The organism is Streptomyces vilmorinianum (genome assembly GCF_005517195.1).
Lineage (GTDB): Bacteria > Actinomycetota > Actinomycetes > Streptomycetales > Streptomycetaceae > Streptomyces > Streptomyces vilmorinianum.
Window position 1 is genome coordinate 461240 of record NZ_CP040244.1, and the last position, 22508, is coordinate 483747.

General features: G+C 72.2%; 27 protein-coding genes. 18 read left to right on the forward strand and 9 right to left on the reverse strand.

Annotation, left to right across the window (positions count from 1 at the left end; translation table 11 throughout):
• Positions 1-100 precede the first annotated feature (100 nt).
• Positions 101-1057, forward strand: a complete 957-nt coding sequence (locus FDM97_RS02280; protein WP_137988591.1) for an FG-GAP repeat domain-containing protein — start codon at positions 101-103, stop codon at positions 1055-1057.
• A gap of 114 nt (positions 1058-1171) precedes the next feature.
• Here the strand turns inward: FDM97_RS02280 and FDM97_RS02285 are convergent, their stop codons facing one another.
• From FDM97_RS02285 to FDM97_RS02295, 3 genes are all read right to left on the reverse strand, one after another.
• Positions 1172-3274 (reverse strand): ABC transporter permease, encoded by a 2103-nt coding sequence (locus FDM97_RS02285; RefSeq protein ID WP_137988592.1) that lies wholly within the window; start codon positions 3272-3274, stop codon positions 1172-1174.
• Positions 3268-4002, reverse strand: coding sequence for an ABC transporter ATP-binding protein (locus tag FDM97_RS02290; protein ID WP_137988593.1), 735 nt, complete (start codon positions 4000-4002; stop codon positions 3268-3270). The genes FDM97_RS02285 and FDM97_RS02290 overlap by 7 nt, the downstream gene beginning before the upstream one ends.
• A 70-nt stretch (positions 4003-4072) precedes the next feature.
• The gene (locus FDM97_RS02295; protein ID WP_137988594.1) at positions 4073-4885 is read right to left on the reverse strand and encodes an NAD(P)H-binding protein; all 813 of its coding nucleotides are present in this window, start codon (positions 4883-4885) and stop codon (positions 4073-4075) included.
• A gap of 85 nt (positions 4886-4970) precedes the next feature.
• Between FDM97_RS02295 and FDM97_RS02300 the strand changes: the two genes are divergently transcribed.
• The 5 genes from FDM97_RS02300 (at position 4971) to FDM97_RS02320 (ending at position 8627) form a co-directional block, all read left to right on the forward strand.
• Positions 4971-5372: a winged helix-turn-helix transcriptional regulator gene (locus FDM97_RS02300; RefSeq protein WP_137988595.1), complete on the forward strand. Its 402-nt coding sequence runs from the start codon at positions 4971-4973 to the stop codon at positions 5370-5372.
• A complete protein-coding gene (locus tag FDM97_RS02305) occupies positions 5351-6502 on the forward strand; it encodes a DUF2786 domain-containing protein (protein ID WP_137988596.1) in 1152 nt (383 codons plus the stop codon). Before FDM97_RS02300 ends, FDM97_RS02305 begins: the two co-directional genes overlap by 22 nt.
• A 97-nt stretch (positions 6503-6599) precedes the next feature.
• On the forward strand, positions 6600-7184 hold the full coding sequence (locus FDM97_RS02310; RefSeq protein ID WP_137988597.1) for a hypothetical protein: 585 nt from the start codon (positions 6600-6602) through the stop codon (positions 7182-7184).
• Between the two features lie 127 nt (positions 7185-7311).
• Positions 7312-7860, forward strand: a complete 549-nt coding sequence (locus tag FDM97_RS02315) for a SigE family RNA polymerase sigma factor (RefSeq protein WP_137988598.1) — start codon at positions 7312-7314, stop codon at positions 7858-7860.
• Positions 7857-8627, forward strand: coding sequence for a hypothetical protein (locus tag FDM97_RS02320; protein WP_137988599.1), 771 nt, complete (start codon positions 7857-7859; stop codon positions 8625-8627). Before FDM97_RS02315 ends, FDM97_RS02320 begins: the two co-directional genes overlap by 4 nt.
• A 54-nt stretch (positions 8628-8681) precedes the next feature.
• Here the strand turns inward: FDM97_RS02320 and rpsN are convergent, their stop codons facing one another.
• Both rpsN and rpmB read right to left on the reverse strand, forming a co-directional pair.
• Complete coding sequence (rpsN, locus tag FDM97_RS02325) at positions 8682-8987, reverse strand: 30S ribosomal protein S14 (protein WP_137988600.1); 306 nt, start codon at positions 8985-8987, stop codon at positions 8682-8684.
• Positions 8987-9223: a 50S ribosomal protein L28 gene (rpmB, locus tag FDM97_RS02330; protein ID WP_137988601.1), complete on the reverse strand. Its 237-nt coding sequence runs from the start codon at positions 9221-9223 to the stop codon at positions 8987-8989. The genes rpsN and rpmB overlap by 1 nt, the downstream gene beginning before the upstream one ends.
• 63 nt (positions 9224-9286) lie before the next feature.
• On the opposite strand from rpmB, the gene rpmG reads away from it, so the two are divergent.
• The 5 genes from rpmG (at position 9287) to FDM97_RS02355 (ending at position 11463) form a co-directional block, all read left to right on the forward strand.
• On the forward strand, positions 9287-9451 hold the full coding sequence (gene rpmG / locus FDM97_RS02335; protein WP_017949758.1) for a 50S ribosomal protein L33: 165 nt from the start codon (positions 9287-9289) through the stop codon (positions 9449-9451).
• 5 nt (positions 9452-9456) lie between these two features.
• Complete coding sequence (locus FDM97_RS02340) at positions 9457-9711, forward strand: type B 50S ribosomal protein L31 (protein ID WP_137988602.1); 255 nt, start codon at positions 9457-9459, stop codon at positions 9709-9711.
• Positions 9711-10850: a CobW family GTP-binding protein gene (locus tag FDM97_RS02345; protein ID WP_137988603.1), complete on the forward strand. Its 1140-nt coding sequence runs from the start codon at positions 9711-9713 to the stop codon at positions 10848-10850. Before FDM97_RS02340 ends, FDM97_RS02345 begins: the two co-directional genes overlap by 1 nt.
• A gap of 3 nt (positions 10851-10853) precedes the next feature.
• Entirely contained in the window at positions 10854-11093 is a 240-nt protein-coding gene (gene rpsR / locus FDM97_RS02350) for a 30S ribosomal protein S18 (protein ID WP_137988604.1), read from the forward strand.
• 127 nt (positions 11094-11220) lie between these two features.
• Positions 11221-11463, forward strand: a complete 243-nt coding sequence (locus FDM97_RS02355; RefSeq protein ID WP_137988605.1) for a DUF397 domain-containing protein — start codon at positions 11221-11223, stop codon at positions 11461-11463.
• An 83-nt stretch (positions 11464-11546) separates the two neighbouring features.
• Here FDM97_RS02355 and FDM97_RS02360 read toward each other — a convergent pair whose 3' ends face one another.
• On the reverse strand, positions 11547-12044 hold the full coding sequence (locus tag FDM97_RS02360; protein WP_137988606.1) for an ATP-binding protein: 498 nt from the start codon (positions 12042-12044) through the stop codon (positions 11547-11549).
• 319 nt (positions 12045-12363) lie between these two features.
• Between FDM97_RS02360 and FDM97_RS02365 the strand changes: the two genes are divergently transcribed.
• The 7 genes from FDM97_RS02365 (at position 12364) to FDM97_RS02395 (ending at position 19267) form a co-directional block, all read left to right on the forward strand.
• Positions 12364-13197: a helix-turn-helix domain-containing protein gene (locus FDM97_RS02365; protein ID WP_137994614.1), complete on the forward strand. Its 834-nt coding sequence runs from the start codon at positions 12364-12366 to the stop codon at positions 13195-13197.
• Between the two features lie 99 nt (positions 13198-13296).
• On the forward strand, positions 13297-14754 hold the full coding sequence (locus FDM97_RS02370) for an aldehyde dehydrogenase family protein (protein ID WP_137988607.1): 1458 nt from the start codon (positions 13297-13299) through the stop codon (positions 14752-14754).
• 108 nt (positions 14755-14862) lie between these two features.
• Positions 14863-15420 (forward strand): DinB family protein, encoded by a 558-nt coding sequence (locus FDM97_RS02375; protein ID WP_137988608.1) that lies wholly within the window; start codon positions 14863-14865, stop codon positions 15418-15420.
• 73 nt (positions 15421-15493) lie between these two features.
• Positions 15494-16111, forward strand: coding sequence for a PadR family transcriptional regulator (locus tag FDM97_RS02380; protein WP_137988609.1), 618 nt, complete (start codon positions 15494-15496; stop codon positions 16109-16111).
• An 81-nt stretch (positions 16112-16192) separates the two neighbouring features.
• Positions 16193-17185 carry an ATP-binding cassette domain-containing protein gene (locus FDM97_RS02385; RefSeq protein ID WP_137988610.1) on the forward strand — a complete coding sequence of 331 codons (993 nt, stop codon included), beginning with the start codon at positions 16193-16195 and terminating at the stop codon, positions 17183-17185.
• A complete protein-coding gene (locus tag FDM97_RS02390) occupies positions 17182-17946 on the forward strand; it encodes an ABC transporter permease (RefSeq protein ID WP_137988611.1) in 765 nt (254 codons plus the stop codon). Before FDM97_RS02385 ends, FDM97_RS02390 begins: the two co-directional genes overlap by 4 nt.
• A 97-nt stretch (positions 17947-18043) precedes the next feature.
• Positions 18044-19267, forward strand: a complete 1224-nt coding sequence (locus FDM97_RS02395; RefSeq protein WP_254705469.1) for a sialidase family protein — start codon at positions 18044-18046, stop codon at positions 19265-19267.
• Positions 19268-19272: 5 nt separating this feature from the next.
• On the opposite strand, the gene FDM97_RS02400 is transcribed toward FDM97_RS02395, so the two are convergent.
• From FDM97_RS02400 to FDM97_RS02410, 3 genes are read right to left on the reverse strand one after another with little or no spacing between them, the layout of a single operon-like run.
• Positions 19273-20691, reverse strand: a complete 1419-nt coding sequence (locus FDM97_RS02400; RefSeq protein WP_137988612.1) for a glutamate decarboxylase — start codon at positions 20689-20691, stop codon at positions 19273-19275.
• Positions 20692-20712: 21 nt separating this feature from the next.
• Positions 20713-22005 carry an ion channel protein gene (locus tag FDM97_RS02405; protein ID WP_254705470.1) on the reverse strand — a complete coding sequence of 431 codons (1293 nt, stop codon included), beginning with the start codon at positions 22003-22005 and terminating at the stop codon, positions 20713-20715.
• 60 nt (positions 22006-22065) lie between these two features.
• Positions 22066-22434: a YbjQ family protein gene (locus FDM97_RS02410; RefSeq protein ID WP_137988614.1), complete on the reverse strand. Its 369-nt coding sequence runs from the start codon at positions 22432-22434 to the stop codon at positions 22066-22068.
• Between the last annotated feature and the right edge of the window lie 74 nt (positions 22435-22508).

The window sequence follows — 22508 nt, forward strand, 5'->3', positions numbered from 1 at the left end:
GCACCCGGCCGGCCTCCTCGGGTGAGGCACTCGTGAGAAGCTGCTGACCGGCGGCGGCAGGGGACCCGTGCCGCCGCGTACGGAACAGGGGGGAATTTCCATGATCATCACTCGACGCAAGCGGGCGCTCCGGGGCGCGCTCGTCGCCGCGGCCGTCACGGCCGCCCTCGCCACCACCGCCGGTACGGCCTTCGCCTCCGGCGACCCGGCCGAGGCCGAGGCCGCTGCCGCCACCGAGCAGCAGGCCCAGGACGTCCGGAGCCCGGAGCCGCGCGCCGCCGGGGCGGCGGGCGCGGACGCGGCCGCTCCGGTGGAAACGCCCAGCTTCGCCATGACGGCCGTCCACAAGCAGAACTTCCGGCTGTACCACTACTACCCGGACCGCGCGGGCGGCTTCGATCCCCGGTACGACGTGGGCGTCAGCTTCGAGGGCTTCGCCGACTCGATCAACGTCGACAACGACAAGGACGGGTACAGCGACGGCACCTGGAGCGTCTACAAGGACGGCAGGCTGACCTACAGCTACATCGACGACGACCTCAAGTACCACAGCAAGCAGGTCGGCACGAGCTGGAACATCTACACCACGGTCCTCTCCCCGGGCAGCCTCGGCGGAGCCCAGGAGGCCGACCTCATCGGCCTCGACAAGGCCGGTGTTCTGTGGGGATACCTCGCCTACCCGGACGGCTCCCTCACCCCGCGCGTGCGCATCGGCGGAGGCTGGGGCCAGTACACCCAGCTCGCCGGCCAGGGTGATCTGACCGGCGACGGCAAGGCCGACATCGTCGCCCGGGACACGTCCGGCGTCCTGTGGCTCTACAAGGGCACGGGCGACTACAAGGCCCCCTTCGCGCCCCGCACGAGGATCGGCGCCGGCTGGAACGTGTACGACCGGCTGCTGTCGGTCGGCGACCTCGACGCCGACGGCAGGTCGGACCTGATCGCGCGCAAGCCGAACGGTGACCTGTACCGGTACTCGGGCACGGGCGACGCCCAGGCCGTCTACCAGCAGCCGGTCAAGATCGGCTGGGGGTTCCAGATCTACAACCTGCTGTAGCGGTACGCGGCGACAGGACGGGCCTCGACCTCACCCGCGCCGCCCGGAACGAGGGCGGGGCGGTGACCCGGCTCCGACCCCGGTCACCGCCCCGTTCCCACCCACCTTCCCCGCTCAGCGCGTCAGGCGCCACGCGGGGAGGGCCGCGGCGGTGATCGCGACCGCCCCGCACAGGCCCGCCGTCGCCGCCACCGTGCCCCAGGGGACGGACAGGGCGACCGGTGCCGACAGGGCGGCGAGCGCCGCACCCGCACCCGCCAGGACGACCGCGGTCACGGCCAGGCCCAGGACCGCCCCGATCGCCACCGCCAGGCCCGCCTCGCCCGTCACGACCCGCAGGATCTGCGCCCGCGTGGCCCCGGCCAGCCGGAGCGAGGCCAGCTCCCCGCCCCGTACGGACGTCGCCATCAGCAGCGTGTTGCCCAGCGCGATCACCGTGTAGACGAGCGCGATGCCGAGGACCAGGAGCAGTCCCAGCCGGGTCTGCCGGCTGGTCGCCGGGTGGCTGGCGGCCGCCCACTGCTCCACCGTGCGCACCGTCCCGCCCGCCGCCGCGAGGGCCTCCGGCGCCGTGCCCGCCGCCGCCTCGATCCGGTCCACCGTCGCGCCCGGCGCGTTCGCCCGCGTCACGTACGGCCCGTTGTCGCCCGTCCCGAGCGCCAGGACCGCCACGACCCGCAGCTTCACCGGCCCGCTCCCGTCCGCGAGCCACACCTCGACGGCATCGCCGACCGTCCGCCGCTCCCACTCCTCGTTGACGACGATCGAGCGGTCGTCGAGGTCCCGTACGTCCCCGGCCACCACCGGCAGCCGCGCCAGGTCCGCGAAGGCCGCCGGGTCGGCCACCGCCCGCGCCCCGTACTTCACGAGCGCCTCGGCCCCGTCCCGTACGAAGACGGAGGTGGCGCCCGTCGCCGACGCACCGGCCACGGCGGGCACCGGCAGCCGCAGGTCCTCGCCGCTCACCACCCACTCCGCGCGCGTCTGCTCCCGCGCCTCCGCCGCCTTCGCGCTCGTCACCGTCGTCGCCGAGCCCAGCAGCGAGCCGGCCAGCGCGACCGTGACGAGGACGGGCGCGGCGACGGCGGCGGTACGGCGTACGGCCGCCGCGCTGTTCTCCCGTACGAGCGTCCCGGTCGCCCCTGGCAGCCGAACCGCACGCGCCACCGGCCGGACGAGGAGCGGGGCGAGCAGCGCGACTCCCGTGATCAGGAGCATCGGCAGGGTCGTGTACGTCTTGCGCTTGAGCAGCTGCGACGGCTCGGTGACGCCCGTCCACACGAGCAGCCCGACGCCCGCCACCAGCAGCCCTCCCCCGAGCAGGGCGCGCCCGAGCGGCAGGACGTCGGTGTCGACGTCCGCCTCCCGCAGCGCGGCCGTCGGGCCGACCTTCCCGGCCCGGCGGGAGGCGGCGACCGCTCCGGCCAGGGCGACGCTCACCCCCGTCCAGAAGGCGGCGTGCAGCGGCCGGCCGGCGGCGCCGATCGCGAACCAGTCGGGAGCGAGATCGCCGTCGACGAGCACCCGCGCCAGCCACGGCGCCCCCCACGCGCCGAGCGCGCACCCGGCGGCCGAGGCGAGGACCCCGACGCCCGCCGCCTCGGCGAGCAGCATCCGCCGCACCTGCCCGGGGGTCGTCCCGGCGGTGCGCAGCAGCCCGAACTCGCGCCGCCGCAGGGCGACCGCGAACGCGAAGGTGGAGGCGACGACGAAGACGGAGACGAAGGTGGTGACGCCACCGGCGGTGCCGAGGAGGGAGTTGAGGGCGACGAGCGCCTCGGCGTCCCGCTCCGGCTCGGGGTCGGCGAGCCGCCGGTCGTCCCCGGTGAGCACCTGGGCGCGGTCGCCGACGAGGGTACGGATCTCGGCGGCGGGGCCGTGGACGCCGACGGCGTCGGGACCACCGGCGGTGGTGACGGTCCAGCGGGCCCGAAGCTCGCGCAGCAGTTCGATATCCACAGGCTGTGGACGGTCGAGCCGCTGCGAGACGGAGGCCGTGCCCGGACCCCGCCGTACGTCGACGGTGACCGCGTCCCGCCCCTTCACGACCACCGGCGCGGACGCGAACCGCTGCGGTGCACGCTCCGGGGCGTCGAAGGTCGAGGCGAGGCCGAGGCCCATGGTGGTGAGGAGCCCCACGCCGAGGGCGAGGGCGACGAAGCTGCCGAGGAAGGCGGCCCAGCGGGCCCGCAGCCCGGAGAGGACGACGGTCAGCATGCGCGGACCCCCGTCTCCAGACCGGCCATGCGGGCCGCGACCGCCTCGACCGTGGGCTCGTACAGCTCCCCCTCCACCCGCCCGTCGACGAGGAACACCACCCGGTCCGCCCGCGCCGCCGCCACCGGGTCGTGCGTCACCATGACGATCGTCTGGCCGTCCCGGTCCACCAGCTCCCGCAGCATCGTCAGCACCTCACGGCTGGTGGTGGAGTCCAGGGCGCCCGTCGGCTCGTCCCCGAAGAGGACGGCCGGCCGGGTGATCAACGCCCGGGCGATCGCGACCCGTTGCTGCTGGCCACCGGACAGCTCCCCGGGCCGGTGCCTCTCCCGCCCGCCGAGCCCGACCCGTTCCAGCGCCTCCCGCACCTCGGTACGGGACGGGCGGCGCCCCGCCAGCCGCAGCGGCAGGGCCACGTTCTGCGCGGCCGTGAGCGAGGGCAGCAGGTTGAACGACTGGAAGACGAATCCGATCCGGTCCCGCCGCAGCAGCGTGAGCCGCCGCTCGCTCAGCCCCTCCAGGGCGACCCCGCCCACCTCGACCGTCCCGCCGGTGGGCCGGTCGAGACCCGCCGCGCACTGCAGCAGCGTGGACTTGCCGGAACCGGAGGGCCCCATGACGGCCGTGAAGGTGCCGGTACGGAAGGCGAGGTCGACGCCGTCGAGGGCGCGGACGTCGCGGTGATGGCGGCGGAGGCGGGTGAGTCGTACGGCGGTCGTCGAAGTCATGCCTCAAGCCAACCGTCCGCCCGCCCGCCGATCACGACCGCTGGCGGGCGTCTGCGGGGTATGCCTGGCCCTACCCCTGGCGTACGGCCGCCACGAACACCTCGACCGCGTCCAGCGGCTCACGGCCAAGGAGATCCCGCAGGTCGCTCTTCACCCCACTCCCGTCCATGAAGCCGTGGGCGATGGCCGAGTACGTCCCCGTCAGCATCGGCACCTGGAAGGCCACGGCCCCGGACGCGGCGATCGCGGTACGCGCCTCGGCGAGCGTGCCGGGTGCGTACGCGGCGCCGAGCGCGGCCGCCAGGTCGGCACCGCCGACGGGGCGTTCGCCGACGAGCTCGTACGTGCGGCCCGCGTGCGCGGCCGGGTCGGTGGCGACGGTCACCGCGATCTCGGCGAGGTCCTCGCGGGCGACGGCGGCGAGACGGCCCTCGCCGAGGGGGCCGGTGATGCGGTTGTCGGCGTCGGGTGTGGCGATCCAGGTCAGGAACTCGGCGTAGAGGCCGTTGCGCAGGACGGTCCACGCGACGGTCGACCGCCGGAGCCGCCGCTCGGTCCAGCGGTGGGCGAGGGCGTACGTGAGGTGGTCGCCGTCGCCGGAGAGGCTGGTGTAGACGATGTGGCCGACCCCGGCCCGCTCGGCGGCGGAGATGGCGGCCTCGTGGCGGGCGATGACCGTGTCGTCCTCCCCGTAACCGGCGGAGATCAGCAGCAGCGTGTCCACCCCGGCGAAGGCGTCCGGCAGGGTGGCCGGGTCGTCGAAGTCGACGAGGCGGGTGCCGGGCAGTCCGGCGCGGGTGCCGAGAACGACGTCGTCACGGCCGGCGAGGCGCTCCGCGACAAGCGTGCCGAGACCGCCGGAGACACCGGTGACGAGCAGCATGATTCCCCCTGATTTCGTGATCGCGATCGTGTTCGGTGAGGATCATTCTGGTGAGGCGGACCCGATCGCGTAAGGAGGCACATTCATGTCAGTGGGGCACACCGAGGTAACCACCGAGGTCACCACCGACCCTCTGGTGAGCTGCGCGGAGGAGTGCGGGGTACGGGACGTCCAGGACCGGCTCGGCGACAAGTGGACCGTGCACGTGGTGGTCGAACTGGCGGCGGGGGCGCGGCGGTTCAAGGAACTCCAGCGGCTCGTCACCGGCATCTCGCAGCGGATGCTCACGCTGACGTTGCGCCGCCTGGAGCGGGACGGACTGGTCACGCGCACGGTGTATCCGACGACGCCGCCGCAGGTGGAGTACGAGCTGACGGAGACGGGGCACAGCATGACGCACCTGATCAAGCAGCTGATCGACTGGTCGCTCGACCACCGTGCGGTGATCGCCCGGTCGCGCGAGGAATGGGACGCGAAGCAGTCGTGAGCACGACGGTCGAGCGGGCCTTCGAGGCCCTCTACACGGACGACGACACGGCCCTGGACACGGCGGCTTCGCTGCTCGCCGCCGACAAGGCGGCGGACGCGGAACTGGCGCGCCGGGGCGAGGAGTTCGTCCGGCAGGCATGGCAGCGGGGCTGGCAGCCGGCGGATGTCCTACGGCTGGCGCGGCGGGACCTGGAGGATCACCATGTCCGGCTCCTGGCCGCCCTGATCGCCGCGCAGACGGCGACGTACGCGACGCTCCCGCCACGCTGGGCCGCCCAGCTGGCCGAGTCGGCCGGGCCGGACGCGCGGGTGTGGCGCGCCGACCGCTTCTCGTACGCGACGGCGGTCCTCGAGCTGTACCGCCTGCTGGTCAGGCTCCCGTCCCTGGAACCGGTGGGTCCGGTGCCGGGGGACTCGCCGCTGCCGCCGCCGACGGCCGGGGAGCCCCGGATGCTGACCCGCGTGCGGGCCCTGCTCGCGAAGGCGGAGGCGACGGGCTACCCGGAGGAGGCGGAGGCGCTGACCGCCAAGGCCCAGGAGCTGATGGCCCGCCACAGCCTGGACGAGGCGGCGCTGGCGTCGCGTACGGAGACGGGGGAGGCGCCGGGGGCGATCCGGATCGGGGTGGAGCCGCCGTACGAGCAGGCCAAGGCGATCCTGCTGGACGCGGTCGCGACGGCGAACCACTGCCGGGCGGTGTGGAACGAGCCGTACGGCTTCTCGACGGTGGTCGGCTTCGAGGCGGACCTGGACCCGGTGGAGCTGCTCTACACCTCGCTCCTGGTGCAGGGCACGGCGGCGATGACGCGGGCGGAGGCGGAGCAGCGGGCGGGCGGCCGCAAGCGTACGAAGTCCTTCCGCCAGTCGTTCCTGCTGGCCTACGCGAACCGCCTGGGCGCCCGCCTCGCGACCACGTCCCGCCGGGTCGCCGCCGAGACCCCGACCCTGCTCCCCGCCCTGGCCTCCCGCGAGGTCGCGGTCACCTCCCGCACGGACGAGATGTTCCCCGAGACGCGCACGACCCGCGTCCGCGCGATGTGGGACGAGGCGGGCTGGGCCCACGGCACGACGGCAGCGAACGCGGCGGGCCTGGGCCGGGGCCGCCCCGAGCTCCCCGACACCCCCTAGCCGCGTCACGCGCATTTCTTTCCCGGGTATGTCATCCGGTAGTGCCCCAGGAGGAGTTGGAAGGAGTGGAGACCGCACACAACCCAGGAGCGTTCGCATGAAGAAGTACCTGCTGGCCGCGGCCGTCGTCATGGCCGCCGTCGTGACCGCGGCGCCGACGGCCATGGGCGCGCCCGCCGCACAGCTCGCCACGTCCACGTCCACGTCCGCGTCCGCGTCCGCGTCCACGACCACGTCCGCGAACTCGACCGCGAACTCGACCACCCCCGCGACCCCGATCCGTACCGTGCAGCCCGGCGAGCGCGTGGACGCGGGTGGCGGCTGGACGATCTGGCTGACGGAGGAGGGCAAGTTCTGGTCGGGGCCCGACGGGTACGAGAACTTCCGCAGCGTCGTCGACGGCAACATCGACCTCTCCCAGCCGGGCGTCAGCCACCAGTCGGAGGGCGACGCGAACGGAGCCTTCCACTCGGGCCTGTACTACGGGACCCACAAGGCCGGCCGGGTGGAACTGACCGACTCGACCGGCAAGAAGACCGTCGCCGCGCTGCTGCAGCTCCCCGGCAAGCCGGGCTGGGGTGTCTGGTACGCCCACACCGGGCCCGCCGAGGGCGGCCCGAGCGTGGCGCTGTACGACCGTCAGGGCCGGCTCCTGGCCGAGCTGCCCGGGTGGGAGTTCTGACGGCGGGCCGCGGCTGACCCGCGGCTGACCCGCGGCTGACCCGCAGCCGACCAGGGGAAGGGGCCCGACCACGGGGCGGGCCCCTTCCTCTCCGCTCGCCCCCCGACCGATCGCGAGGTCACCCACCATGTCGCACGAGTCCGCCTCCGAGGACGACGGCTTCGCCGGGTTCGCCGTCGCCGCGTGGCCCCGTCTTGTGCGCACGGCCCAGCTCCTGACTGGCGACTTCCACGAGGCCGAGGACCTGGTGCAGACGACGCTCGCCAAGGTCTACGGCAGGTGGCGAAGGGTCCCCCGGGACGAGATCGACGTGTACGTGCGCCGCGCCCTGATCAACAACAACCTCAGCCGGCTGCGCCGTAAACGGGTCGTCCACCTGCTGACGCCGGTGCTGCCGGACTCGGTCCGGCACGCGTACGCGGGCCACGCCGAGGCCGTCGAACAGCGCACCGCGCTCCTGGAGGCCTTAGCGGATCTGACGGCACGTCAACGCGCCGTGATGGTGCTCCGTTACTGGGAGGACCTGAGCGAGCAGGAAATCGCGAGCGTGCTCAACTGCTCGATCGGCACGGTCAAGACCCATGCCCGGCGCGGACTGGCGGCCCTGCGTGCGCACCCCCGACTCGGCACGGCACCCGTCCCGCACCCCCACGCCCCCACCGGAGTACGCCCATGATCCCCGAGCCCGACCCGGAATCCGAAGCGGAGGCCGACACGGAGGCCGGCACCGAGGCCGACACGGAGGCCGAGGTCCGCGCGGTGTTCGCACGCGCCGCCCACGACATCACCCCCGGCCCGGTGCCGCTCGCGGCCGTCCGGCGCGAGGGGCGTGCGCGCCGTCGCCGCCGTACGGTCGCGCTGACGGTGCTCTCGGTGGCGGGCATCGCGACCGTCACGGCGGCGGCCGTCAGCCTGGCCCCCTCGCCGGGGCCCTCCCCCCTCCCCGTACCCCCGCCGACCCGCGCCTCGGTCGCCGCCCCGCCCTCCCTCTCCCCGTCCCCCTCCGCCGCCCGGCCGCCGCTCACCACCCCGCCGCGGGTCGTGTCGCCGGGGGAGAAGGTGAACGCGGACGGGGGCTGGAAGCTGTGGCTGACGGAGCAGGGCAAGTTCTGGTCGGGGCCCGACGGTTACGAGAACTTCCGCAGCGTCGTCGACGGCAACGTCGCCGTGTCCGAGCCGGGCGTGAGCCACCAGTCGGAGGGCGACGCGAAGGGGGCCTTCCGCTCGGGCCTCTACTACGGGACCCGGACGGTCGGCCGGGTCGAGGTGGCCGACGTGGACGGCAAGAAGGCCGTCGCCGCCCTCCTGGAACTTCCGGGCGCGCCGGGGTGGGGTGTCTGGTACGTCCGTACCGGTCCCATGAACGGCGACCCCGGCGTCACGCTGTACGACCGTACGGGCAAGGCCCTCGCGGAGCTCCCGGCCATGCCGCGCACGCCGTGAACCGCCGCCGGCCCGGGCCCTCCGCCGAGAGCCCGGGCCGGGTGGGTCGGTCGGTCACCAGGACGCCTTGCGCACCCCCGGCAGGAACCCCGCGTGCGCCTGCTCCCGCAGCCGTACCCGCGAGATGCCGAACTTCCTCAGGTGCCCGCGCGGCCTGCCGTCCACGGCGTCCCGGTTGCGGACCCGCGTCGCGCTCGCGTCGCGCGGCTGGCGCTGCAACTCCCGCAGCGCCGCCTCGCGTTCGGCCTCCGGGGTCGACGGGCGGCGGATGATCTCCTTCAGCTCGGCCCGCCGCCCGGCGTACCGCTCCACGACGGCCTTGCGCCGCTCGTTGCGCGCGATCTTGCTCTTCTTCGCCATCAGACCGTGACCCCCCGCGCGCGGATCCGGGCCACCGCGGCCTCGATCCCGATCGTGTCGACGGTCTTGATGGCGCGGGCGCTCAGCGTCAGCCGGACGTACCGGCCCTCGCTGGGCAGCCAGTACCGCTTCTTCTGGATGTTCGGGTCGAAGCGCCGTGACGTACGGCGGTGGGAGTGCGAGATGCGGTTGCCGAAGCCGGGCTGTGCGCCGGTCAGCTGGCAGTGGGCGGACAAGGGTGACCTACCTCTCCGAGCGACTATTGGTAATGGGAACCATGTTCATTTACTCTACACACCATGGCCCGCAACGAACTCCGCCCGATCATCAAGCTCCGGTCCACCGCCGGCACCGGCTACACCTACGTCACCCGCAAGAACCGCCGGAACGACCCCGACCGCCTCACCCTGCGCAAGTACGACCCGGTCGCCGGCCGTCACGTCGACTTCCGAGAGGAGCGCTGATCCCCATGCGGCACGGCATCCACCCCCCGTACGGCCCGATCGTCTTCCGCGACAAGGCCGGCGACTTCGCCTTCCTCACCCGCTCCACGCTGACCAGCGACAAGACCGTGGTCTGGGAGGACGGCAACACCTACCCCGTCGTCGACGTCGAGATCTCCTCGGCGAGCCACCCCTTCTACACCGGCACCGCGCGCGTCCTCGACACGGCCGGCCGTGTGGAGCGCTTCGAGCGGCGTTACGGACGGCGCGAGGCTCGCTGATGTCCGCAGGCCTCTCCGTCGCCCTCGTCGGCGGACTCCACTCCGACGCCCGCCGCGCCGCCGTGGACCGGCTCCTCGCCACCGTCCCCGGCAGCGTCGCGCTCCACCACGACCTCGCGACGGCCCCGGAGACCGGCACGGTCGCCCGTACCGTCCGCGACACCACCGGGCTGCTGTCCACCGACGAGACCCCGCTCGTCAACGACTGCGCCTGCTGCGCCCTGCGCGAGGACCTCGTCCCCGAGCTGCGACGGCTCGCCGACGCCGGACTCACGCGCCTCGCGGTCGTCGAGCTCTGGGACTCGGTCGAGCCCAAGGCGATGGCCGAGGTCGTCGCCGCGGCCGGTCTCCGGCTCACCGCCGTGATCACCGCCGTCGACCCGGCCCTGGTCCTGCCCTACCTCGGCAACGGCGACGACCTCATGGACGCCGGCCTCGCGGCCGCCGCCACCGACCAGCGGACCGTCGCCGACACCTGGGCGCGCCAGCTGGAGTACGCGCCCGTCCTGGCCGTCGTCGACAGCCCCGACGCCGACGGAACGGACCGCGCGCTCCTCGCCCAGCTCCACCCCACCGCCCGGCAGATCCCCGTGGAGACCGGTACGGAGCTGGCCGCGGCCGCGCTCGCCGGTTTCGACGTCGAGGCCGCCGCGGCCGCCCAGCACCCGGCCTGTGCGCTGCTCCCGCAGGAGGCGGACGCGAGCGGGGTGGCCACGTACGTCTGGCACCACCACCGCCCCTTCCACCCCGAGCGGCTCTACGCGGCGCTGGAGGACCTGACCTGCGCCGCGGCCCGCAGCCGGGGCCGGTTCTGGCTCGCCGACAAGCCCGACACCCTGCTCGCCTGGGACGCGGCGGGCGGCGCGCTCTGCGTCGAGAGCGCCGGCCCGTGGCTGGCCTCGCTGCCGGACGCCGCCTGGGAGATGGTCCCGCCCGTCCGCCGGGCCGCCGCCGCCCTGGACTGGCACGCCGAGCACGGCGACCGCTGCCAGCACCTGGTCTTCACCTCGCCCGGCCTGGACCGCGAGGGTCTGGCCGAGGTCCTGGACTCCTGCCTGCTCACCGACGCCGAGTACGCCGCCGGGCGCGACGCCTGGAAGCGGCTCCCGCCCGCCTTCGACACCCTCCTGGAGGTCTGACCCGTGCCCCCCAAGTCCCCCCGCAAGCCCGCCAAGCCGCGCCCGAACCCGCTGGACCGCGACGGCATCACGTACATCGACTACAAGGACACCGACCTGCTGCGGAAGTTCATCTCCGACCGGGGGAAGATCCGAAGCCGTAGGGTGACGCGGGTGAGTGCGCAGCAGCAGCGGCAGATCGCCCGTGCCGTCAAGAACGCGCGGGAGATGGCACTCTTGCCCTACTCGTCGGTAGCGCGCTGAGTGCACGGAGTCGCGTAGTCACTACGCCACCCCGCGTGCACGTGCATCTGCTCATGCATTGGCATATGAACACAGCTATGATCCGAGGAAGTTGACACCTGCACCAAGCAATCTCGGGGAGCTACCAATGCATCATGCGCATCGTGCGTACAACGGCATGGCGGCCACGGAGCTTCGCGGTGTCGTGTGGCAGAAGAGCCGGCACAGCAACTCCCAGGGATCCTGCGTGGAGTTCGCCAAGCTGCCGGGCGGCGACGTCGCCGTCCGCAACTCGCGCCACCCGGACGGCCCCGCTCTGGTGTACACGCCCGCCGAGATAGAGGCACTGCTGCTGGGCGTCAAGGACGGGGAGTTCGACCACCTGGTGTGAGCCCGATCGGATGCACGTGCGCATGAGGAAGGGCCCCGGCATCCGCCGGGGCCCTTCCTCATGCGCGTGCTCGTGTGCGGGCCTCACTCCGGTCCGATCCGGAACAGCGCCCACACCACCTTGCCCTGGAGCGTCCCGGCCAGCGGGTGCCAGCCCCAGCTGTCGCTGAAGGAGTCGACGAGGAACAGTCCCCGCCCCGACTCCGCCGCGCCGTCCTCGTCCCCCTCGCGCGTCTCCGGGCTCTTGTGGCTCGGGTCGCGCACCGCGCACACCAGACGGCTCGTCCAGCGCATCAGGTGCAGGCGGACCGGCGGATTCTGGCCTTCCTCCTGGGGCGCGTCCGACGGCAGCGCATGGCGCAGGGCGTTCGTGACGAGCTCGGAGACCACCAGGGCGACGTCGTCGAAGCGCTCCGCGAGACCCCACTGCGCGAGGGTCGACTGCGTGAACTTCCGTGCGCCGCGCACCGCTTCGTAGCGGGGTGGCAGGGCGCAGGAGGCGGAGGTGGAGACGGCGGTGGGATCGATCGGCGGAAGCCCCTGCCGTAACGGCTCGAGCATGGTCGATCCATTCGTCCCCATGCGAGGCACTCCCGGGAATCGCGGCGAATCGCGGATGTGGTGCGGGTTGCGCGGGGTCCATGGTTCCGAAAGGGACCACGTGATGCAAGGGCAGATGCACGTGCACGCGCCGGACCTGTCCACCCCCGTGCCGATTTTGTGCATATCTTCTGCCGACTACTTTCGTCTTGATCAAGAAGTCGCCCTGAACTTGCCGCCTTTCCGTAATCGAATGTGTACGGGCTGAAGCGTTTAGTGGCAGAATCCGGGGGCCCGAGACCGCGAAGGAGAGGCTGGACCGGTGACCGCAGTCGAATCGAGCGGAACGAGCGGGAGCGTGGTGCGGCGCATCCTGCTGGGCTCGCAGCTGAGGCGGTTGCGCGAATCGCGCGGCATCACCCGTGAGGCGGCCGGCTATTCGATCCGCGCGTCCGAATCCAAGATCAGCCGTATGGAGTTGGGAAGGGTGAGCTTCAAGGCCAGGGACGTCGAGGACCTCCTCACGCTCTACGGCGTCAGCGACGAGACGGAGCGCGGCTCGCTCCTCGGACTCGCCCGCGAGGCCAACGTCGCCGGGTGGTGGCACAGCTTCGGCGACGTACTGCCCGGCTGGTTCCAGACGTACATCGGCCTGGAGGGCGCCGCCTCCCTCATCCGCGTCTACGAAGTCCAGTTCGTGCACGGCCTGTTGCAGACCGAGGCGTATGCACACGCCGTCGTCACCCGCGGCATGCCCGACGCCTCCGGCGCCGAGATCGAGCGCCGGGTCGCCCTGCGCCTGGAGCGCCAGAAGGTCCTCGTCTCCGAGCGCGCTCCGCAGTTCCACGCCGTCCTCGACGAGGCCTCGCTGCGCCGCCCCTACGGCGACCGAGCCGTGATGCAGGGCCAGTTGAGGCATCTCATCGAGATCTCCGAGCACCCGAACGTCACGCTCCAGGTCATGCCCTTCAGCTATGGCGGTCACGCCGGCGAGAGCGGCGCGTTCACCATGCTGAGCTTCCCGGAGTCCGATCTCTCCGACGTCGTCTACCTGGAGCAGCTCACCAGCGCCCTGTACCTCGACAAGCGCGAGGAGGTCGCCCAGTACGCGCGCGTGATGGAGCGGCTGCGCGAGGACAGTCCCGACCCGGCCGAGAGCCGTGACCTCCTTCGGGGACTCCTCCAACTCTCGTAGCCCGTACGCCCTTCAACTCTCGTAGGACGTCAGTACGATGACGTGCCATCAGTGTCGTCGCCACAGTGTCCGCCACCGCGGGTTAAGGGGTCTCGTTACATGTCCTACTTCACCGACCTGGCCCACCAGTACATAGACGGCGAGTGGAAGCCCGGCAGCGGGTCGTGGGACATCATCGACTTCAACCCGTACACCGGGGAGAAGCTCGCCTCGATCACCATCGCCACCGTGGACGAGGTCGACCGCGCCTACCGCGCCGCCGAGCGCGCGCAGGCCGAGTGGGCCGAGACCAACCCGTACACGCGCCGGCTCGTCTTCGAGCGCGCCCTGCGGATCATCGAGGAGCGCGAGCAGGAGCTCGGCGACATGATCGTCGCCGAGCTCGGCGGGACGCGCCTGAAGGCCGGCTTCGAGCTGCACCTCGCCAAGGAGTTCCTGCGCGAGGCGATCCAGCTGGCGCTGCGGCCCGAGGGCAAGATCCTGCCCTCCCCGGTCGACGGCAAGGAGAACCGCGTCTACCGCCTCCCGGTCGGTGTCGTCGGCGTCATCTCCCCCTTCAACTTCCCCTTCCTGCTGTCGCTCAAGTCGGTCGCGCCGGCGCTCGCGCTCGGCAACGCGGTCGTCCTCAAGCCGCACCAGAACACCCCGATCTGCGGCGGCACGCTCGTCGCCAAGGTCCTGGAGGACGCCGGTCTGCCCGCCGGCCTGCTGAACGTCGTCGTCACCGACATCGCCGAGATCGGCGACGCGCTCCTTACGCACCCCGTCCCGAAGGTCATCTCCTTCACCGGCTCCGACAAGGTCGGCCGCCATGTCGCCACGGTCTGCGCGCAGAACTTCAAGCACGCCGTCCTCGAACTCGGCGGCAACAGCGCGCTGATCGTCCTCGACGACGCCGACGTCGACTACGCCGTGGACGCGGCGGTCTTCAGCCGCTTCGTGCACCAGGGCCAGGTCTGCATGGCCGCCAACCGGATCCTGGTGGACCGCACTCTGGAGGCGGAGTTCACCGAGAAGTTCGTCGCGAAGGTGCGGACGCTGCGCGTCGGCGACCCCGCCGACCCCGCCACCCACATCGGTCCGCTCATCAACTCCCAGCAGGCGGAGTCGGTTTCCTCGGTCGTCGAGCAGGCGGTGGCGGGCGGCGCCACGGCCCTGCTGCACGGCGCGGTGGAGGGCAACGTCGTCTCCCCGTCGGTCCTGAGCGGCCTCGCGGCCGACGCGCCCGTGCTGAGCCAGGAGATCTTCGGCCCGGTGGCGCTGGTCATCCCCTTCGACGGCGAGGAGGAGGCGGTACGGATCGCCAACGACACGCCGTACGGGCTGAGCGGCGCCGTCCACACCGGCGACATCGAGCGGGGTGTACGGGTCGCCAAGCGCATCCACACCGGCATGATCCACATCAACGACGGCACCGTGCACGACGAGCCGATCGTGCCGTTCGGCGGCGAGAAGCACTCGGGCATCGGCCGGCTGAACGGCGACGCGATGATCGAGGCCTTCACCACCCAGAAGTGGATCTCGGTCCAGCACGGCCGGAGCCGATTCCCCTTCTAGGACCGTATCTGTCCGCAAGGATCCGTAGCGTGGTGGGTGTCGGGAGGAGGAGAACTCCCCCCGGCACCCTCATCTTGTTCACGCACGGAATCACGGAAGGCGGACATCATGGTTGCTCTCGTTCCCGCGGAGGCCCAGGGCGACGAGTACGGAGCGTTCCTCAACTTCGTCGAGGCCCAGCGCGCCGCGATCCGCCGGGCAGCCCTCGGCCTGACCGAGGCGCAGGCGGCGAGCCGCCCCAGCGCCAGCGCGCTCAGCCTGTCCGGCCTGATCAAGCACGTCGCCGAGGTCGAGCTGAACTGGCTGCGCCTCGCCCAGCAGCGCCCGAACGAGAAGCAGCGCTCCAAGGAGACCTGGGACGAGGCCTTCCGGCTCCTGGACGGCGAGACCGTCCCACGGATGCTGGACTTCTGGGACGGCGTGGCCAAGGAGACCGAGGAGTTCGTACGGTCCCTGCCGAGCCTGGACGACACCTTCCCGCTGCCCCCGGCCCCCTGGTTCCCCAAGGACGGGCGGGTCTCGATGCGCTGGATGCTGCTCCACCTGGTCCAGGAGATGGGCCGGCACGCCGGGCACGCGGACATCATCCGGGAGTCCCTGGACGGCAAGGACTCCTTCACGCTGATCGCGATGGAGCAGCAGACGGAGCAGCAGACGGAGCAGTAGGGGGAGTAGCAGGGGGAGCGGCCCCAGCCCGACCTCGTACTCTAGTCAAAGTTGATGAGAGGAGGTGGTGGGGATGTCGGCGATCCGACTCCTCGTCCTGGGCGCGGTGCGGCAGCACGGCCGCGCCCACGGCTACCAGGTCCGCAACGACCTGGAGTTCTGGGGCGCCCACGAGTGGTCCAACGCCAAGCCCGGCTCGATCTACCACGCGCTCAAGCAGATGGCGAAGCAGGGCCTGCTGCACGCGTACGAGATCGCGCCGAGCACGGCGGGCGGTCCGCCGCGCGTCGAGTACGAGGTGACGGACAAGGGCACGGAGGAGTACTTCGCGCTGCTGCGCGAGGCGCTGACCACGTACGACCAGAAGATGGACGTGCTGTCCGCGGGCATCGGGTTCATCGTGGACCTCCCCCGGGGTGAGGTCGTGGAGCTGCTGCGGAAGCGGGTGCGGGCGCTCGACGCGTGGCGGACCTCGGTCACGGAGTACTACACCCCCGAGGGCGGGCCCGAGCAGCTCGGGCACATCGGCGAGATCATGCACCTCTGGGTCCACTCGGCGGACGCGGGCAAGGAGTGGACGCTCGGTCTGATCGAGCGGATCGAGGGCGGGGCGTACACCTTCGCGGGCGAGGGTGGGGAGCCCTTCAAGGGGGTCCTGGCGGACGGCCAGGAGAACCCGTACGCAAGCTAATCAAGTTTGACTAATTGAATCGGCGGGCATACCTTCGATCGAGTGGTCAAGTTTGACTACTGAGTGATCTGGAGGGCTGGAATGACCGACGCGATCGTCGTCCACGGCGCGCGGAAACGGTACGGCGACAAGCAGGCGCTCGACGGACTCGACCTCGCCGTCCGCCGCGGCACGGTCCACGGGCTGCTCGGCCCCAACGGCGCGGGCAAGACGACGGCGGTGCGGATCCTCGCGACGCTGCTGCGGCACGACGAGGGCGTGGTCCGGGTCGCGGGCTTCGACGTCCGTACGCAGGCGGGCGAGGTCCGCCGCCGGATCGGGCTCCTCGGGCAGTACGCGGCCGTCGACGAGGAGCTCGGCGGCCGGCAGAACCTGGAGATGTTCGGGCGGCTCCACCACCTGGGCGCCCGGCGGGCCGGGGCGCGGGCCGACGAGCTCCTGGAGCGCTTCGGGCTCGCGGACACCGGGCGCAAGCCCGTCAAGCAGTACAGCGGCGGCATGCGGCGCCGCCTCGACCTCGCGGCCTCGCTGATCACGGAGCCGGAGGTGCTCTTCCTCGACGAGCCCACGACCGGGCTCGACCCGCGCGGGCGGGGCGAGGTGTGGGAGTCGGTGCGCTCCCTGGTGGGCCGCGGGGGAGGGACGACCGTCCTGCTCACCACGCAGTACCTGGAGGAGGCCGACCAGCTCGCCGACCGGATCTCGGTCGTCGACCGCGGGCGGGTCGTCGCCGACGGCACGGCCGACGAGCTGAAGGCGAAGGTGGGCGGCGACCGCATCGACGTCGTCCTGCGGGACGGGCGGCGGCTGGAGGAGGCGGCGCGGCTGCTTGCCGTCTCCGGTGCGGGGATCTCCGGTGCGGGGATCTCCGGTGCGGGGATCTCCGATGTGGGGATCGATCCCCACCGGCGGCGGATCAGCGCGCCGGTGACGGACCGGATGGCCGCGCTGGCCGAGACCGTACGAGCCCTGGAGGCGGCCGGGATCGAGGCGGAGGACATCGCCCTGCGCCGCCCGACGCTCGACGAGGCCTTCCTGCACCTGACCGATCGCGAGAAGGAGGCCGTGGCATGAGCGCGGCGTACGTGGTGAGCGACTGCTGGACCATGACCCGGCGCGAACTGGCCCACTGGGCGCGGCAGCCGGTGCAGCTCCTGGTCGGGCTGGTCTTCCCGATCATGATGCTGCTGATGTTCGGCTATCTCGTCGGCGGCGGGCGGGAGATCGAGGGGGCGTACGTCGACTTCCTCGTGCCGGGCATGCTCACGCTGACGATGGTCTTCGGTCTCGAAGGCACGATGACGGCCGTCACCCAGGACCTCGACAAGGGGGTGATCGACCGCTTCCGCTCGATGCCGATGGCCGACGGGGCCGTGCTGGTGGGGCGTTCGGTCGCCGACATGCTCCAGTCGACCGTCGGGCTGCTGCTGATGGTCGGCGTCGGGTACGCGATCGGCTGGCGGACCCACGGCGGCCCCGGCGCCTTCCTCGGCGCCCTGGGCCTGCTGCTGTCGCTGCGCTTCGCGATGCTGTGGATCGGGATCCACCTGGCCCTGGTCGCGGGGCGTGCGGAGCTGGTGCAGGCCGTGCAGATCCTGGTCTGGCCGATCGGCTTCCTCTCCAACGCCTTCGCCGCGCCCGAGTCCATGCCGGGGTGGCTCGGCCCGGTCGTGGAGTGGAACCCGATGTCGGCGACCGCGACCGCCGTACGGGACCTCTTCGGCAACCCGGGCGGGGAGCCCGGGCACGTGATGGCGGCGGTGGTGTGGCCGCTGGTGCTGCTCGCGGTCTTCTTCCCGCTGGCGGTACGGAGGTTCAGGAGGCTGAGCGCGTAGAACCCGGCGCGGGGGAGTGGGAACCCATCGGCGTCGAGCGGTGTAACAGAAGCAGACGGTTCACCGCGGACCGGCCGAAGGGACAGGGGGACGGGCGATGCGCAGGCTCGGTGGAGTGGCCGGCGCCGTCGTGGCGCTGGTGTTGACGGCTTGTACGGGGGCGGGTGCGGGGACGGGTGCCGGTGCGGGGGCTTCGGGGCCGTCTGCCCGGCCCTCGGGGGCGGCCGGTTCGGGTGCTCGGGTCGCCCCGCCGCCGCGGATACCGTCCGCGGCGCGGCTCCCCGGGACGGCCCACAGCCCGGGATTCGCCTCCGACGGCAGCGGGTTCGTCCTGCTGGCCGACTGCGTGGAGGACGCGAAGGTGCCGGAGAACGGGTTGTGCAGGCAGCATGTGGCCGTCCTTGACCGGGGCGCCGAGAGCTGGGTGCTGCGGAAGTCCCCGCTGCCCGAGGTCCGGGGGACGGACGGCATCTCGGCGAACCTGCTGGTGCTCGGTCCGGGGCGCGCCCTGATCGAGGAGTGGAGCGCCGACGCGAAGCCCACGACCTGGTTCACCCGGGACGGCGGCTCGACGTGGCGCAAGGGCGATCCGCGGACGGTCGGCACGACCCCGGAGATACCGGCCGGGGCCGTCCTCACCACCGGCTGCACGCAGCCCGCCGGGGCCCAGGGCGACGACTGCGCCCGCGAGGGCCTGGTCGTGGTCTCCCCGCAGGACGGGCGGAGGCGGTTCCTGGCGCGCGGGCCGCTGCTCGGTCCGCACCCGAGGCCGGCCGCGGCGGCGGAGCCCGACGGCTCCTGGTGGGTCTCGGGCACGGACCCGGTCACGGGGCGTGCGGCGGTCGCCGTGTCGCGGGACGCGGGCCGCAGCTGGACGCCGATCCGGCTGCCGAGCCCGACCACCGACCCCGGCTGGCACACGGCGGTCGTGGTTGGACCGGACGCCGTCTACGCGGCGGAGATGGGGGAGTTGAAGGGCGGCGAGCCCGTCAAGAACCCCCTGCGGGCGCTGCACCGCTCGCTGGACGGCGGCCGTACCTGGGAGCGGATGTGGACGACCGGGACGACGCTGGAGCCGCGCACGCTCCAGGGGCTCCCGGTGCCGGGCCCGGGCGGCCGGGTGGTGATCAGCGCCGAGCGGGGGGAGTACGTCAGCACCGACGGCGGGCGCAGCTTCCGCCCCACGGGCGAAGGCACGCGCTTCACCCGGCGCAGCCCGATCGGGCTGCTCCGCCAGGGCACCACGTGCGTGTACGGCATATCGGTCGACGGGGTGCGCTGGGCGGAGTTCAGCCTGGCGTGCGAGGACGAGACTCCCTGACGGGCTCAGTGGTGGAAGGAGGTGGCTGCCGCCTTGTCATGGCTCAACGGATGCGGCTGGCTGCGCAGTTCGGGCAGCAGGCGCCTCAGGTCCTCCACGAACAGCTCGGCGAGGTCCGTGGAGAAGCCGTTGCGGCAGACCACGCGCAGCACCGACAGGTCCTCCCGGTTGGCGGGGAAGGTGTACGCCGGCACGAGCCAGCCGTGTTCGCGCAGCCGGCGCGAGACGTCGAAGACGTCGTAGGAGGTGATGTCGGGGGCTGTGGTGAACGCGAAGACGGGTAGCTGGTCACCCCGGGTCAGAAGGCGGAAGTCGCCCAATTCCTCGATCCGTTCGGCGACGCCCCGGGCGACGTCCCGGGTGGTCTGCTGGACCGCCCGGTAGCCTTCCCGGCCCAGCCGCAGGAACGTGTAGTACTGCGCGACGACCTGGGCGCCCGGCCGGGAGAAGTTGAGGGCGAAGGTGGGCATGTCGCCACCCAGGTAGTTGACCCGGAAGACGAGCTCCTCGGGGAGTTCGGCGGCCGAGGGCCACAGCGCCCAGCCCACGCCCGGATAGACCAGGCCGTACTTGTGACCGGAGGTGTTGATCGAGGAGACCCGGGGCAGCCGGAAGTCCCAGACCAGGTCTTCGTCCAGGAAGGGGGCGACCATCGCGCCGGAGGCGCCGTCCACATGGACGGGGATGTCGAGGCCGGTCCGTTCCTGGAGGGCGTCCAGGGCGGCGCAGACCTCTGCGACGGGTTCGTAGGAGCCGTCGAAGGTCGAGCCGAGCACGGCGACCACCCCGATGGTGTTCTCGTCGCAGAGCGCGGCGGCCGCCTGCGGGTCCAGATGGAATCGGTCGCCCTCCATGGGCACGAGCCGGGGCTCGACCTCCCAGAAGTTGCAGAACTTGTCCCAGCAGACCTGGACGTTGACGCCCATCACCAGATTGGGCCGGGCGCTGCCCGGATAGCGGTCGGCGTTCCGCTTGGCCCAGCGGCGCTTGAGGGCCATGCCGGCGAGCATGCAGGCCTCGCTGGAACCGGTGGTGGAGCAGCCGACGGCGGCCGAGGGGTCCGGCGCGTTCCACAGGTCGGCGAGCATGGCCACGCAGCGTCGCTCCAGTTCGGCGGTGCGCGGGTACTCGTCCTTGTCGATCATGTTCTTGTCGCGGCACTCGGCCATGAGGACACCGGCCTGGGGCTCCATCCAGGTAGTGACGAAGGTGGCCAGGTTGAGCCGCGAGTTGCCGTCGAGCATCAGCTCGTCGTGGACCAGCTGATAGGCGCTCATGGGCGGCAGCGGGCCGTCGGGGAGGCGGTGCCGCGGCGGCGCGTCGGTCATGCCGCCGATGGGGTTGGCCAGGCCGTAGAAGGGGTTGAGGGCGAGGTGCCGGTCGTGCTCGGGCTCGGGCGTGACGGGACCCTTGTGCAGTGGCATGGGGACTCCTTTCGAGGGCGCTCAGCGCAGGGAGGCGCCGGACGTGTCCAGTTCGAGCTGGGGGCGGCCGGTGACGACCAGCCAGGCGGGCAGTGAGGCAAGACAGAGCACGGCGACCATCGAGGGCTGGGGGGCGAGGACGGCGGCGGTGAAGAGGCTCACCCAGCCCTGCCGGGTGGTCGCGAGCAGCACGCCGAGCACACCGGAGGCGACGGCGACGGCAGGGGGGATCTCCGGCACGAGCGCCTGGGCGAACAGACCGAAGGCGACGCCGATGAACACGGCAGGGAAGATCCGTCCGCCCCGGAAGCCGCACGAGGCGGCGATGAGCAGGGCAACGAGCTTGACCACCGCCATCTTCGCCATCTCGCCGGAGGACCAGCCGCCGAGGTTCGAGGTCAGTTCCTTGATCTGATCCAGGCCCTTGAAGAGCGTCAGCGGCCCGCCGAGCGCGCCGAGGAGGCCGAGGATCAGGCCGCCGAGGGGCAGCATCAGCATCGGGTGGCGCAGCCGCTTGAAGGCGGTGTGGAGGTAGGGAAAGCCGTAGCAGGAGAGGAGGCCGAACAGGGCCGCGGCGGTGGCCACGGCCATCGCCGCGAGCAGGTCGCCCCACCCGGGGTCGGTCACCTGAGGCAGCGACAGGTTGAAGGTGAAGTCCGTGAGCAGCGAAGCGGTCATCGCTCCGGCCCCGGCGGCCACCAGCGGGGCGAAGAGCCGGTCCCACAGCGAGCCTCGGCCGCTCGGCCGGTGGGTGAGGGCCTCGGAGATGACCAAGGCGGCGGCCACCGGAGTGCCGAAGAGGGCGCCGATGGTGGCGGAGGAGGCGAGCACGACCCACAGCGCTCCGGGCGCGGCAGGCGCCACCTTGCTGCCGAGCCCGTAGGCGAGCGCGATGTTGGCCGCGATGATCGGGTTCTCCGGGCCGAGGCTGACCCCGCCGGCCAGTGCGAGCGTGCTCGCGAGGAGCAGCCCGGGGACGACTGCCGGGGCCAGTGGGGGGCCTTCGAGCCCGGTGGTGGCCGGGTCGGGACCCGCGTGCCCGGGCACCTTCCAGACGACGAGCCCCACCGCGACACCGGTCGTGGTCAGCACGGCGATCATCCAGAGGGAGGAGTAGCCGCCGATGCCCAGTGCGTCCGGAAGGGTGTCCCACACCACGTCCTTGAGCTGATCGGCGGCCTCGCTGATCCCGATGTAGAGCAGGCTCGCCCCCACCCCGATCACGAGGGCGGGCAGGATCTGCGGCACAAGGACCTGGAGCGGTGCCGCGGGGGCGGCGGGCGGAGGCGCGGACGACGGGGTATCAGTGGCCACCGGCTCACCATAAGTGTCCAAATGCCGCATAACACCCCAAGATCCGGGCGTGTTCCACGGTCACGTCCGTGGAGCGATCACCGCTGCCGTGCCGTACGCGCACACCTCCGTCCCCACGTCCGCCGCCTCCGTCACGTCGAACCGGAACATCAGCACGGCGTTGGCGCCCCGGGCCCGCGCCTGCTCCACCAGCCGCTCCATCGCCTGGTTGCGGGTCTCCACCAGAGTCTTCGTCAGACCCTTGAGCTCCCCGCCGATCATCGACTTCAGGCCCGCCCCGATCTGGCTGCCCAGATGCCGGGAGCGCACGGTCAGTCCGAAGACCTCGCCGATCACCTGCCGGACGTCGTAGCCGGGAACGTCGTTCGTCGTGACGACCAGCACATCGGACTGCGGTCCCTGACCGCCTCCGTACTCCTCGATGCCCATGCGCATCCACCTCCAGCCACCCAGCCTCGGCCCGGCGGACCGTCCCCGCACCCTGGAGGGGGCCGGTGGAACCT